12 protein-coding genes and 1 rRNA gene are annotated in these 13,928 nt (G+C 37.6%); 9 read left to right on the top strand and 4 right to left on the bottom strand.

All coding sequences use genetic code 11. The annotated features are described in order from the left end of the window. Positions 1-399 precede the first annotated feature (399 nt). From jag to rpmH, 4 genes are all read right to left on the bottom strand, one after another. Positions 400-1,044 (bottom strand): RNA-binding cell elongation regulator Jag/EloR, encoded by a 645-nt coding sequence (jag, locus tag MW695_RS22605; RefSeq protein WP_247101370.1) that lies wholly within the window; start codon positions 1,042-1,044, stop codon positions 400-402. Further along, the gene (gene spoIIIJ, locus MW695_RS00060) at positions 1,041-1,817 is read right to left on the bottom strand and encodes a YidC family membrane integrase SpoIIIJ (protein WP_247101368.1); all 777 of its coding nucleotides are present in this window, start codon (positions 1,815-1,817) and stop codon (positions 1,041-1,043) included. The genes jag and spoIIIJ overlap by 4 nt, the downstream gene beginning before the upstream one ends. A 43-nt stretch (positions 1,818-1,860) precedes the next feature. Further along, on the bottom strand, positions 1,861-2,235 hold the full coding sequence (gene rnpA / locus MW695_RS00055) for a ribonuclease P protein component (protein ID WP_247101366.1): 375 nt from the start codon (positions 2,233-2,235) through the stop codon (positions 1,861-1,863). 63 nt (positions 2,236-2,298) lie between these two features. Then, positions 2,299-2,436, bottom strand: coding sequence for a 50S ribosomal protein L34 (gene rpmH / locus MW695_RS00050; protein ID WP_247101364.1), 138 nt, complete (start codon positions 2,434-2,436; stop codon positions 2,299-2,301). Between the two features lie 774 nt (positions 2,437-3,210). Here rpmH and dnaA point away from each other — a divergent pair. The 9 genes from dnaA to MW695_RS00005 all read left to right on the top strand — a co-directional run. Continuing rightward, positions 3,211-4,569, top strand: a complete 1,359-nt coding sequence (gene dnaA / locus MW695_RS00045) for a chromosomal replication initiator protein DnaA (protein ID WP_247101362.1) — start codon at positions 3,211-3,213, stop codon at positions 4,567-4,569. Positions 4,570-4,735: 166 nt separating this feature from the next. Then, a complete protein-coding gene (gene dnaN / locus MW695_RS00040) occupies positions 4,736-5,878 on the top strand; it encodes a DNA polymerase III subunit beta (protein WP_247101361.1) in 1,143 nt (380 codons plus the stop codon). Between the two features lie 184 nt (positions 5,879-6,062). Next, the gene (gene yaaA, locus MW695_RS00035) at positions 6,063-6,278 is read left to right on the top strand and encodes a S4 domain-containing protein YaaA (protein WP_247101359.1); all 216 of its coding nucleotides are present in this window, start codon (positions 6,063-6,065) and stop codon (positions 6,276-6,278) included. Between the two features lie 12 nt (positions 6,279-6,290). Next, positions 6,291-7,406: a DNA replication/repair protein RecF gene (recF, locus tag MW695_RS00030; protein WP_247101355.1), complete on the top strand. Its 1,116-nt coding sequence runs from the start codon at positions 6,291-6,293 to the stop codon at positions 7,404-7,406. A 4-nt stretch (positions 7,407-7,410) separates the two neighbouring features. Then, positions 7,411-7,683, top strand: coding sequence for an extracellular matrix regulator RemB (remB, locus tag MW695_RS00025; RefSeq protein ID WP_247101352.1), 273 nt, complete (start codon positions 7,411-7,413; stop codon positions 7,681-7,683). A 27-nt stretch (positions 7,684-7,710) separates the two neighbouring features. Then, on the top strand, positions 7,711-9,639 hold the full coding sequence (gyrB, locus tag MW695_RS00020) for a DNA topoisomerase (ATP-hydrolyzing) subunit B (RefSeq protein ID WP_247103021.1): 1,929 nt from the start codon (positions 7,711-7,713) through the stop codon (positions 9,637-9,639). A gap of 25 nt (positions 9,640-9,664) precedes the next feature. After that, complete coding sequence (gene gyrA / locus MW695_RS00015; protein WP_247101351.1) at positions 9,665-12,154, top strand: DNA gyrase subunit A; 2,490 nt, start codon at positions 9,665-9,667, stop codon at positions 12,152-12,154. 174 nt (positions 12,155-12,328) lie between these two features. Next, the gene (locus tag MW695_RS00010; RefSeq protein ID WP_247101350.1) at positions 12,329-13,399 is read left to right on the top strand and encodes an HD-GYP domain-containing protein; all 1,071 of its coding nucleotides are present in this window, start codon (positions 12,329-12,331) and stop codon (positions 13,397-13,399) included. Between the two features lie 326 nt (positions 13,400-13,725). After that, a 16S ribosomal RNA gene (locus tag MW695_RS00005) occupies positions 13,726-13,928 on the top strand; the annotation flags it as partial.

The following is a 13,928-nucleotide window of genomic DNA, read 5'->3' as shown; positions in this document are numbered from 1 at the left end:
ATATGATCATTGTACTATTTTTCCCCATTAATTTGTATTGAATGCTTGTTAGAGTACCCTACTTACACGAAAAGGGCACTGAAAAAGTTTGGTTTTTAACTTTTTTGGTGCCCTTCACGAAAGGAAGAGGCTGGGACAAAAGTGGTTTAACTAAAAGAAAAGCCGAACAATGATAGATGGAGGACGTAAACCGCTCCTGAAATATACTTCGCTTTCCGCGGGAAGCCGGTGAGCCTCCTCGTGCTTCGCACTGCGGGGTCTCACCCTTGGCTTTTCATCCCGCAGGAGTCTACGTATATTTCATCCGCTACGTTCATCTTTTGTTCGGGTTTCCATATAGACACTTTAGTTATGTCCCAGCCTCTTCTACATAAACTTCTAAATATAGAACCAACACTTTTAAAGTGAAGAAGAGAATTTGTTTCCTTTCGGTAAAATCACAATGTGGCGATTAATCCCTTTCCCTTCAGAGACTGTCTCAATTCCGTCATAGGATTGTAGTGTGGAATGAATCATTTTCCTCTCAGCAGCATTCATAGGCTCTAATGAGACTTTCTGTCGCGTCATTTTCGCCTTCTTCGCCAACTTAAGAGCTAGATTTTCAAGCACCACTTGTCGTCTTTGACGATAATTCTCCGCATCTAATTCAATCCGTGTGTATGCGTCCGCTTCACGATTTGCAACAAGGTTCGTTAAGAATTCAAGCGACTCTAATGTTTGTCCCCTTTTGCCGATAATTCGTCCCGTTCCTTCATTAGCAGAAAGGTTAAAACGCAACGCACGATCCGTTTCTTCCTTCTCAATCGTTGCCTCTATACCTAGATGATCTAACGTGCCCTGTAAAAAGGAATGAGCTTTCTCAATCGGATCAGGTAATACAAATACATCCACAACAGCTGGTTTCGAACCAAACAATCCAAAAAGACCCTTTTGTGGCTGCTCCACAACGTTATAGTCTACTTTCTCTTGTGTCGTTTGTAATTCAACTACCGCCTTTGCAATCGCATCTTCAATCGTTTTCCCTGAAACCGTCACACGTTTCACTTCTTTTTGCCTCCTGTCGCTTCAGCTGTTTTATCCTTACCAACATTTGGGCCCGTAATGAAGTATGTTTGTGCTATCATAAAGAGGTTACCTACTACCCAGTATAACGTTAATGCTGTCGGGAAGAAAATCGCAAACACAAAAATCATAACCGGCATAATATATAGAAGCATTTTCATTTGTGGATTATCTGTCACCATCATCATCTTTTGTTGAACAAATGTTGTGATTCCAGCCACAACAGGTAAGATGAAAAATGGATCTGGCGCATCTAACGCAAACCACATAAACTCATGTCCACCAATTTCTTCCGTACGCATAATCGCATGATAGAACGCAAGTAAAATCGGCATTTGTATAAAGAGCGGCAAACAACCAGCCAGAGGATTTACTCCTTTTTGCTGGAATAACTGCATCATTTCTTGTTGTAATTGTTGTTGTGTCTTTTGGTCTTTCGCACTGTATTTCTCTCGAAGCTTTGCCATTTCAGGCTGTACAGCTTGCATCGCCTTAGCGCTTTTCGTTTGTTTAATCATTAATGGCAATATTAAAATACGTAAAAGAATCGTTACGATGACAATCGCCCAACCATGACCTGATTGCTCTCCAAAAATATCCGCTACAAAAAGAATGACCCACGATAACGGATAAACAAAATACGAATCCCAAAATCCCTCACTACTACTATTAATTGGTTCTTCGATGTTAAAACAGCCGGTCATGACAAGAAGCAGCCCTATAATCATCGCAACCAATCCAAACTTCTTAATCACGTAAGTTCCTCCTTGTTTCTCTGAACATTTAAACCATCTATCGTCAAACGAGCCTACTACTCTTCTTAGATGAGTGATACTTATGTAGTACTTTCGCTTTTCTTAAAACGTGCATTAAACTTTTCTCAACTTCATGAAAACTCATCTTCGCAGTCGGTTGCCTCGCAATCACAATAAAATCAAAACAATCTTTAATCTGATCTTGCTCTATGCGAAAGCATTCACGTATATAACGTTTAATTCGATTCCGAGTAACCGCATTACCTACTTTTTTACTTACTGAAAGACCTAACCTAAAAAACGGCTGATCCTCCTTCGATAGTATATAGAGGACAAATTGACGGTTCGCAACGGATTGACCTTTTTTAAATACAATTGAAAATTCTTGACTCTTTTTTATCCGCTGTTCACTTCTCAATATGAACGTCCTCCTTATTTAACTCTTCTTACTATTTAGAAAAAGACCACTGTTAACAGTGGCCTATGCAGATAATACTTTTCTTCCTTTACGACGACGACGAGCTATCACCTTACGGCCGTTCTTTGTACTCATACGCGTACGAAATCCATGTACCTTCTTACGCTTTCTATTATTAGGTTGAAACGTTGGTTTTCCCATTTATTACACCTCCCTGAGGATTAAACTATTCCTTAGACATTCTTGTAAATTATAAGGAAAGGAGTAGGGTGTTGTCAAGGTTATAATTTAAACCCTCTTCACTATCTATATGCTGTATCATCTTTTACACTCATTTACTTTAACAAACAGATTCCCATTTATTCGTTTCACAGGACTATAGTGTCCTCCTCCTTCACGATCTTAGCCATGCCCTCTTTACATCTCGTTTGACTATCCTTCAATAACTTCTTCAATTTAAATAGCCTTATTCTTTTAACCTCTCTAATCAAATCTACTTCAGAACAGGTTGTAGTTTCCCGTAACATCATCCAATTACTTCAATCGTTTTCCACCTGTGGATAATCTTTTTTTGGGTTTTATCATTATCACCATCCTTATAAACAAGAAATTCACATATATAGTGTTGTGGATAGTGCCCTGCTACTATATACAGTTATTTGTGGATAGATTGAACAAACCATTGATCGTATGACTTTTTTTTGCTATGATTATTATGTTTTCACTCGTGGATAATGCAACAACCACTTCGATATATCCACAGGTTGTGGGTAACATTGTGGACATCTTCTATCTGTTGTCAATATAACTTGTCCACAGGTTGTTCAGAATCCTTCTTTAGACGTTTTTCTACTATATTATTATAAACCGTGAATATCGTTGTGTATGCATAATTATTCATTTTTCTAATCTATGCTTTGCACGACATTTTTTTGTCTCTTGAATTGATCATTTTTTAGTTAGGAGGGTAAGTTTTTGGAGAATATTCATGATTTGTGGGATAAAGCTCTTGCAGAAATCGAAAAGAAAGTTAGTAAACCAAGCTTCGAAACTTGGTTGAAACAAACAAAAGCAAATGATATTCATGAAGAAATGATTATCATCACAGCACCAAATGAATTTGCTCGAGATTGGTTAGAAGATCATTATGCTGAGCTTACATCAGATACGATTGAAGATATTACTGGAACAAGGCTTATTCCGAAATTCGTCATTCCGCAGCATGATTCAAATGAAGAGTTCGTCTCAGAACCGACACCTAAAAAGAAAAATAAGGTTGAGGAAAACGAATCATCTCCAGCTGCAGCGAAAACGATGTTGAATGATAAATATTCGTTTAACACTTTCGTTATTGGATCAGGCAATCGTTTCGCTCATGCCGCTTCATTAGCGGTAGCAGAAGCGCCCGCTAAAGCTTATAATCCACTTTTTATTTACGGAGGCGTCGGCTTAGGGAAAACACATTTAATGCATGCTATTGGGCATTACGTTATTGACCACAATCCAAACGCAAAAGTTGTCTATTTGTCTTCAGAGAAATTTACAAATGAATTTATTAATTCGATTCGAGATAATAAAGCTGTTCACTTTCGTAATAAATATCGCAATGTAGACGTTCTATTAATTGATGATATTCAATTTCTAGCAGGAAAAGAACAAACTCAAGAAGAATTTTTCCACACTTTTAATGCACTGCACGAGGAATCAAAGCAAATTGTCATTTCGAGTGATCGACCACCAAAGGAAATTCCGACATTAGAAGATCGATTGCGTTCCCGATTTGAATGGGGACTCATTACAGATATTACACCACCAGACCTTGAAACGCGTATTGCTATATTACGTAAAAAAGCGAAGGCCGAAAACCTTGATATCCCGAATGAAGTCATGCTGTATATTGCTAATCAAATAGACACGAATATTCGAGAATTAGAAGGAGCTCTTATTCGAGTTGTTGCATATTCTTCCCTAATTAATCAGGATATGAATGCAGATTTAGCAGCAGAAGCATTGAAAGATATTATTCCAAATTCAAAGCCTAGAATTCTGACCATTACCGATATCCAACGATTAGTAGGAGAGCATTACAATGTCAAATTAGAGGATTTTAAAGCAAAAAAACGAACAAAATCTGTCGCTTTTCCTCGTCAAATTGCCATGTACCTTTCTCGTGAATTGACCGATTCTTCATTACCTAAAATCGGAAGTGAATTTGGTGGACGTGATCATACGACTGTTATCCATGCTCATGAGAAAATCACGAACTTGCTCGATTCAGACCAAGAGCTACAAACAAAAGTTCAAGAGTTAATTGATCTACTAAGAAATCCATAGCTGTTAACATTGTGTATAACAAAATCCGCCTATCAACATTTTACCCACATGTGGATAGGCTAGTTTTTCGTATGTATTTGCTACTTATCCACAAACTAACAGCGCCTATTACTAGTACTTCTACTTTTTTTAAAAAAATATTATATATATAAGGAGTTTATTTATTATGCGTTTTTTCATTAATCGTGATCGTTTTGTTCATGATGTTCAGCATGTCGCAAAAGCTGTTTCATCAAGAACAACAATGCCTATTTTAACTGGAATAAAAATTGTAGCTAAGCATGATGGAATTACTTTAACTGGGAGCGATTCGGACATTACAATTGAAACATTTATCCCTAAAGAAGAAGAAGGAAGTGAAATTGTTCGTATTGAAGAACAAGGAAGTATCGTATTGCAAGCGAAATTTTTTGCGGAAATTATTAAAAAGTTACCTGGTGATGAAGTTGAAATTCAAATTCAAGATTCATTAACGGCAACAATTCGTTCTGCATCTTCGGTTTTTAATTTAAATGGATTAGATCCTGAAGAATACCCAAGACTTCCTCAAATTCAAGAGGATCAAGTTTTTAAATTACCACAAAACATGTTTAAAAACATTATTCGACAAATCGTTTTCGCAGTGTCCACCCAGGAAACACGTCCGGTATTGACAGGTGTAAACTTAGAGCTGGAAGAAGGTGTACTACTCTGTACTGCAACAGATAGTCATAGGTTGGCTCAAAGAAAGGCAACAATTGAAATAAATGATCAATCGTTGCAACTAACCAATGTAGTCATCCCTGGTCGAAGCTTAAATGAATTAAATAAAATTATAGACGACTCCAATGAATATATAGAATTTGTCGTGACTGAGAGTCAAATTCTATTTAAAATTAAGCATATGCTCTTTTTCTCTCGATTGCTTGAAGGGAAATACCCTGTGACAAAAGGGATGATTCCTAACCAATCAAAAACGTCTATTACGTTGAAAACAAAACCGTTTTTGCATACTCTTGAACGTGCTCTCTTGCTATCGAGAGAGGGGAAAAATAATGTAGTAACACTTAAAACAATTGAAGATAACGAGATTGAAATTTCATCCATTTCACCCGAAATAGGAAAAGTAGTAGAACGTGTACAATCTACTGAAATAACAGGAGAAGAGATGAGAATATCCTTTAATGGAAAAAACATTATCGATGCATTAAAGGTTATTGATAGTGAAGATATTCTTATAACATTTACAGGAGCTATGAGCCCTTTTGTCATTCGCCCTGTTGATGAAGATCATTATTTACATTTATTTTCTCCGGTTCGAACGTATTAAAGAGAGTTCATAATCAAAGCTAATAAAAGGACTTGGCTATCTGTGCGAGGTTTAGTACAATAGTAAGAAAGATAAATGTAACGTTTAGTACAAGACAGCATTTCACTTCACATGATTTGCTGTCTTGCTTTGCTAAAGTAAGGTGAGCTTCTACCCTCTATCTAGAAGAGAAAGATGTGATCATATGGGAAAAATCGTCATTTCAACAGCTTACATAACATTAGGACAAGCCTTAAAAGAAATAGGGGTCATTGATACAGGCGGTATGGCTAAATGGTATTTATCAGAATATGCAGTCTATGTGAATGGTGAAGAAGAAAATCGTCGTGGGAAGAAGCTTGTTCCTGGTGATGAAATTATATTAGGGGATGGATCACGAGTTGAAATTACTGCAAATTAGGGGGAATCCCTTTTGGAAATAACCAGCCTTACTATTCGTCAATACCGTAATTATCAACGGGTAGAATTGAATTTTGATCCGTCTATTACTATTTTTATTGGTGAGAATGCTCAAGGGAAAACCAATGTATTAGAAGCGATCTATGTATTAGCATTAGCCAAATCTCATCGGACTTCAAAGGATAAAGAATTGATAGCATGGGATGAGGAATTTGCGAGAATTGAAGGACATTTTAAAAAGCGAAATGGTCCAATGAGCTTGGAAATCATTTTGTCTAATAAAGGTAAGAAAAGCAAAATAAATGGCTTAGAGCAAAAAAAGCTAAGTGAATACATCGGAGCAGCTAATGTTGTGATGTTTGCCCCTGAAGACTTAAACTTAGTAAAAGGCAGTCCTCAAGTAAGAAGGAAATTCCTTGACATGGAGCTAGGACAAATTAGTCAAGTGTACCTTCATCATCTTGCTCTCTACCATAAGGTGTTAGTTCAACGTAATCATTTGTTAAAATCGTTGCAAGCTCAAGCTGGTTCGAAGGAAATGCTAGAAGTGTTAACAGAGCAATTGATTGTGTTAGCTGCAGAGGTGACGTATCGGCGATTTGCTTTTGTGAAGCAATTACAAGAATGGGCAGAATCAATCCATCATGATATTAGTAGAGGGAAAGAACAGTTAGAAATTCGCTACCTTCCTTCGTCAAACGTATTAGATAACATGGATTTGTCGAAACTAAAAGAAGAATTTCATGCGACGTATAAAGAGAAAAAAGAACAAGAAATACGTAGAGGGGTTACTCTGTTTGGGCCGCATCGAGATGACCTCGGCTTTTTTGTGAATGGACGCAACATTCAAACGTTTGGCTCGCAAGGACAACAGCGAACAACAGCTCTAGCAATTAAATTAGCTGAAATTGAGTTAATTTATTCAGAAATTGGTGAATATCCTATTTTGCTCTTAGATGATGTGTTATCAGAATTGGATGATTATAGACAATCGCATTTATTACAAACGATACGCAAAAGGGTTCAAACATTTGTCACGACAACGAACATTGATGGAATAGATGATGCAATATTATCAGATTCGGTCGTATATGATGTAGTAGAAGGAACGATAAATCAGAGGCGGTGAGAGGATGTTTATCCATTTAGGCGGAGATATTATGGTCCGCTCAAAGGAGATTATTGCCATATTGAACCATGATGCGAAGGAACAAGCTATAACAGCAGATTTCTTAAAGCGAGAGCAGAAGTCGAAACAGACAACAGTTATATCTTCTGATTATATTAAATCAATAGTCTTAACAAATAAAGAAATCTACTACTCCCCTGTTTCATCGTTAACTCTTAACCGAAGAGCGCAAGGTCATATGGAGATACAATTAGATAAAGAAGAGGTAGATTCGTAAAATAAAAAGTGCATTTGATCAATGAGAATGAGGGTGAATGAAGTGACAGGACAACAATCATATGATGAAAGTCAAATTCAAGTACTAGAAGGTCTTGAAGCTGTTCGAAAACGTCCAGGAATGTATATTGGTTCAACGAGCTCTCGTGGCTTACACCATTTAGTTTGGGAAATTGTTGATAATAGTATAGATGAAGCGATGGCTGGTCATTGTAATACAATTACCGTTTCGATTGAAGCAGATAATAGTATTCGCGTTGAAGATAATGGACGAGGGATTCCTGTTGGGATTCATGAGAAAATGGGTCGACCTGCTGTTGAAGTCATTCTGACCGTACTCCATGCAGGGGGTAAATTTGGCGGCGGCGGCTATAAAGTGTCCGGTGGTTTACATGGTGTAGGTGCATCAGTTGTAAATGCATTATCGACGTCTTTAGAAGTGAATGTCCATCGCGATGGACAAGTTTATTATCAGAAGTATGAACGAGGAGTTCCTTCAGCAGATTTGAAGGTCGTCGGTGAAACAGATAAAACTGGAACGATCATCCAATTTAAACCAGACCCAGAAATTTTCCAAGAGACGATTGCTTATGAATACGAAATCCTAGCAACTCGATTAAGAGAATTAGCATTCTTAAATAAAGGCTTGACCATTCATATTGAAGATTTAAGAGAAGAAGAAGGTAATCGTAGCACCTACTTCTATGAAGGTGGAATCGCATCATTTGTCGAGCATTTAAATCGTAAACGAGAAGTACTTCATGAAGAGCCGATTCATATTGAAGGAGAAAAAGATGGGATCACGGTTGAAGTAGCTGTCCAATACAATGATAGCTTTGCTAGTAACATCTATTCTTTTGCTAACAATATTAATACTCATGAAGGTGGAACACATGAATCGGGCTTTAAGACTGGTTTAACACGAGTGATCAATGATTATGCACGTAAAAATAATCTATTTAAAGAGGCAGATCCTAATTTAACAGGTGAGGATGTTCGTGAAGGATTAACAGCGATTATCTCTGTGAAAATCCCTGACCCTCAATTTGAAGGGCAAACGAAGACAAAGCTAGGTAATAGTGAAGCTCGTACGATTACTGATTCATTATTTAGCGAACGCTTTTCGCGTTTCCTCGTTGAAAATCCTCAAGTAGCGAAGCGGATTGTTGAGAAAGGACTTATGGCCTCGCGAGCGCGAGAAGCAGCGAAGAAAGCAAGAGAGCTAACGAGGAGAAAGAGTGCGCTGGAAGTAAGCTCCTTACCAGGTAAATTAGCTGATTGTTCATCGAAGGATGCATCCATTAGTGAAATTTATATCGTTGAGGGTGATTCTGCAGGTGGTTCTGCTAAACAAGGTCGTGACCGTCATTTCCAAGCGATTCTTCCGCTAAGAGGTAAAATTATCAATGTTGAAAAAGCACGATTAGATAAGATCTTAGCTAATAATGAGATTCGTGCAATGATTACGGCATTTGGAACAGGCATTGGTGATGATTTTGATATTGAAAAAGCACGTTATCATAAGATTATTATTATGACAGATGCTGATGTTGATGGTGCTCATATTCGGACGTTGATATTGACATTCTTCTATCGATATATGAGACCGTTAATTGAAAGAGGTTATATATATATTGCCCAACCGCCATTATATAAGCTAGCAAAAGGGCGTGAAGTATCTTACGTATACAGTGATAAAGAGCTAGACGAAGCATTAAAGGACTTGACAGATAAGAGCAAAGTTGGAATTCAGCGCTATAAAGGTCTAGGAGAGATGAATCCTACTCAATTATGGGAAACAACAATGGACCCTGAACACCGAACGGTATTACAAGTAACATTAGAAGATGCGATGAAAGCCGATGAAATATTTGAAGTGCTTATGGGAGATCGAGTTGAGCCTCGTCGGGACTTCATTCAAGAAAATGCTCAATATGTTGAAAATCTTGATATTTAGGCTTTAAGATGGAGGTTTATAATTAATGGCTGAGCAAGATCAATCTAGAGTTAAAGAACGTAACATAAGTCAGGAAATGAAAGCATCGTTTATGGATTACGCGATGAGCGTTATTGTGAGTCGTGCTTTACCCGATGCAAGAGATGGATTAAAACCGGTTCATCGTCGTATTCTATATGCGATGAATGAGCTTGGAATGACTCCAGACAAAGCATATAAAAAATCAGCACGTATTGTCGGAGAAGTCATTGGTAAGTACCACCCTCATGGTGATTCAGCTGTATATGAAACAATGGTTAGGATGGCACAGGATTTTAGCTATCGTTATATGCTAGTTGATGGTCATGGAAACTTTGGTTCAGTTGATGGTGATTCAGCGGCTGCCATGCGTTATACGGAAGCAAAAATGTCCAAGATTTCAATGGAGCTTGTTCGAGACATTAATAAGGATACGATTGATTATCAAGATAACTATGATGGTTCAGAACGAGAACCTATCGTTCTACCTGCTCGTTTTCCGAATTTGCTTGTTAATGGTGCTTCAGGAATTGCGGTTGGTATGGCGACGAATATCCCTCCACACCAATTAGGGGAAGTCATCGATGGCGTACTTGCTCTTTCACGTGATCGAGAGTTAACGATAGAAGACTTAATGGAGCATATTCCTGGGCCTGATTTTCCAACAGGCGCTGAGATATTAGGGCGATCGGGAATACGAAAGGCCTACCAAACAGGAAAAGGGTCTATCACATTACGTGCACAAACATCGATTGAAGAACACAATGGGAAGCAACGAATTATTGTGACAGAAATCCCATACCAAGTGAATAAAGCTCGATTAATTGAAAAAATTGCTGAGCTTGTTCGGGATAAGAAAATTGATGGGATTACAGATCTGCGTGACGAATCTGATCGTACCGGTATGCGCATCGTGATTGAAATGCGTCGCGATGTAAATGCCAATGTACTATTAAATAATTTATATAAACAAACAGCTCTACAAACTAGCTTTGGAATTAATTTATTGGCACTTGTTCAAGGACAACCAAAGGTTCTTAATTTAAAGGAGTGCTTAGAGCATTATCTCGATCACCAAATTGTTGTCATTAGAAGACGAACTGCTTTTGAATTGAGAAAAGCTGAAGCACGTGCTCATATTTTAGAAGGTCTTCGTATAGCACTAGACCACCTAGATGAAGTTATTGAATTAATCCGTTCATCTCAAACGACAGAATTAGCACGTAATGGCTTAATAGAGCGTTTCAACCTAAGCTATGAGCAAGCGCAAGCAATTCTAGATATGAGATTACAGCGACTGACTGGTTTAGAACGTGACAAAATAGAAAATGAATATAATGAATTAATCGCCAAGATTGCTGAACTGAAGGCTATTTTAGCGGATGAGGAAAAAGTACTTGAAATCATTCGTGAAGAGCTTACAGAAATTAAAGAAAAATATAACGATAGTCGTCGAACGATTATTTCGATGAGTGAGGATCATCTCGAAGATGAAGATTTAATCCCACGTCAAAATGTCGTCATTACGATTTCTCATCAAGGCTATATTAAACGTATGCCTATTTCAACTTATCGGAACCAAAAACGTGGTGGAAAAGGAATTCAAGGAATGGGAACGAATGATAATGATTTTGTTCAGCATTTATTCACAACAAATTCTCATCACACCATTCTATTCTTCACGAATAAAGGGAAGGTCTATCGATTAAAAGGATATGAGATACCTGATTTAGGAAGAACGGCTAAAGGGATTCCGATTATTAACTTGCTACAAATCGAACAAGGTGAATCGATTAGTACAGTTATACCGATTGAGGAATTTACTGAAGATGCATACTTGTTCTTTGCAACAAAGCATGGTGTAACTAAGCGTACAGGGCTTTCGCATTTTGCTAACATTCGTAAAGGTGGGCTTTTTGCTATAACCCTTCGAGAGCATGATGAATTACATGGTGTTCGGTTGACGAATGGTAGTCGTGAGCTCATTATTGGAACAAAGCAAGGGATGTCCATTCGCTTCCCAGAGAATGATGTTCGTTTAATGGGACGTACTGCTGCAGGTGTAAAAGGGATTACACTTGGGGACGATGATTGTGTTGTAGGGATGGATATTGTTGAAGAGGATCATGATGTACTTATCGTAACAGAAAAGGGCTACGGAAAAAGAACACCGATTGAAGAGTACCGTATCCAAAATCGTGGAGGAAAAGGAATTAAAACATGTAATATTACCGAGAAAAATGGTTCCGTCGTTGCTCTGAAGGTGGTCTCTGATCATCACGATGTTATGATTATTACGGTAAGTGGTGTTGTGATTAGAACGAATGTGGAAGGCATCTCAGTGACCGGACGTAACACACAAGGAGTTACACTAATCCGTGTGAATGAAGGGGAAGAAGTAGCAACTGTAGCGCGTGTGAATATTGATGATGAGGACGCTAGCGATTCTATCGAAGATGAATTCGAATTAAATGATAATGAAAACGATGAATCATAGTTCATTTGCATTTTCTGTCATATGAAAAAGGTTGTGCCAATTAATTGGGCATTGGAAAAAGTTAGCTTGCACTTTTTCAGTGCCCTTTCCGTTTTACCTTTTTCACACTATTTATGGTAACTAAATGAGTTGAGTTCTTCATTGAATACTGTTTGTATGGGGAGGTTGTGGGTGATGGAAGTGAAATTAAGCCAAGTAGAGCCAGGTTGTATTACAAGTAAAGATGTGGAGGGGTTAACTAAGCTACCATTGGTGAAAGAGAATACAACCCTTACCGTTGAATTACTTACAGTACTAGAAGCCTTTATGGTCGAGACCATTCATGTGAAATCAATAAAGTCAAACGGTGAACGGTTTTTACCCGACGACATTGATGATCATAAACATGAAGAGTTAGTTGATTTTGTATCTATGTATTTAAATGCTGTAAAGAAATATGAATCTTTATTTCAAACGTGGCAAGCAGGACAAAAAGTAGAGCTATACAAAGTGAGGGCTGTTCTGCTTCCTTTGTTGGAACAAGTAAAAAAGGAACATAATAAATTAGTTTATTTACATCACTATAGCACGAAGGACCATTATGTATATCATCATGGTATTTATGTTGGGATTCTTTCTTATTATTTAGCGTATAAGTTACATTATCCTCATGCGGATTGTGTACAAATCGGATTAGCTGGTACTTTAGCTGATATTGGAATGGCGAAAATGACACCGAGATTATTGCACAAGGATGAATCGTTAAATAGTCATGAATATGAAGAAATAAAAAAGCACCCTATCTATAGTTATAATATGATTAAAGGACAGACAGGTATAACAGATTTAATAACATTGGCCGTGCTACAGCATCATGAGCGAAATGATGGTAGTGGTTACCCATTAGGTATAAAGGAAGATAAAATTCACCGTTTCGGTCAAATTGTAGCGGTTGCAGATGTTTATCATGCTATGACATCTGAACGTCACTATCGGAGGAAACGTTCTCCTTTCCAAGTTTTAGAGGAAATCTCTATGGGGCAATTTGGTAAGTTCGACTATAACGTCACTCAAGCATTGATGCAAAGTATTAATTATATTTCTTATGGGAATCGCGTTAGACTTTCTAATGGAGAAGAAGCGCAAATTATCTTCTTTGATGAACAACATCCTACTAGACCACTAGTTAAACTTTCATCAGGTGAAATTATTAATCTAGTACAAAATCATTCTCTTTTTATTGCTGAATTAATTGATAATGATTGATTGGATATTAAAAGGAAAAAGCGAAGTGTTTGCTGCTCTGAATGATAGGAAGATATGTTTGATCTGTTCAGTTGGCTCATTTAAATGAGTTGAATCAATGTGTGAGGTTCTATTTGTCATTGTTGAATTAAACTATTATGTTTTTTTAAAAAAAGTTTGACGTGTATGGATGATTATGATATATTATTAAAAGTCGCTTAAGAGCGATGTCAAACAAGCTCTTTGAAAACTGAACAAAAGCCAAGCGAAAAAGAGACAATTGTTGCGTGAGCAACAAGGAATCTCGTCAATGTTTTATGAAATATATGAGCTAATTCAACTCAACTTTTATGGAGAGTTTGATCCTGGCTCAGGACGAACGCTGGCGGCGTGCCTAATACATGCAAGTCGAGCGGACTTTAGGGAGAACTTGTTCTCCTTTGAAGTTAGCGGCGAACGGGTGAGTAACACGTGGGCAACCTGCCCTGTAGATTGGGATAACATCGAGAAATCGGTGCTAATACCGGATGATAGCGTTTATGCGCATGCA

It is taken from the genome of Halalkalibacter sp. APA_J-10(15) (assembly GCF_023017105.1).
Taxonomy (GTDB): Bacteria; Bacillota; Bacilli; order Bacillales; family Bacillaceae_D; genus Halalkalibacter.
Note: the sequence above shows the minus strand (reverse complement) of the source record. Positions and strands in the feature narration are given on the sequence as shown.

Bases quoted from the DNA above. Each gene is read 5' to 3' on its own strand.
- rpmH (WP_247101364.1), bottom strand. From the start codon at position 2,436: ATGGGAAAACCAACGTTTCAACCTAATAATAGAAAGCGTAAGAAGGTA.
- dnaN (WP_247101361.1), top strand. From the start codon at position 4,736: ATGCGTTTTTTCATTAATCGTGATCGTTTTGTTCATGATGTTCAGCAT.
- yaaA (WP_247101359.1), top strand. From the start codon at position 6,063: ATGGGAAAAATCGTCATTTCAACAGCTTACATAACATTAGGACAAGCC.
- remB (WP_247101352.1), top strand. From the start codon at position 7,411: ATGTTTATCCATTTAGGCGGAGATATTATGGTCCGCTCAAAGGAGATT.
- gyrB (WP_247103021.1), top strand. From the start codon at position 7,711: ATGAGGGTGAATGAAGTGACAGGACAACAATCATATGATGAAAGTCAA.
- gyrA (WP_247101351.1), top strand. From the start codon at position 9,665: ATGGCTGAGCAAGATCAATCTAGAGTTAAAGAACGTAACATAAGTCAG.
- MW695_RS00010 (WP_247101350.1), top strand. From the start codon at position 12,329: ATGGAAGTGAAATTAAGCCAAGTAGAGCCAGGTTGTATTACAAGTAAA.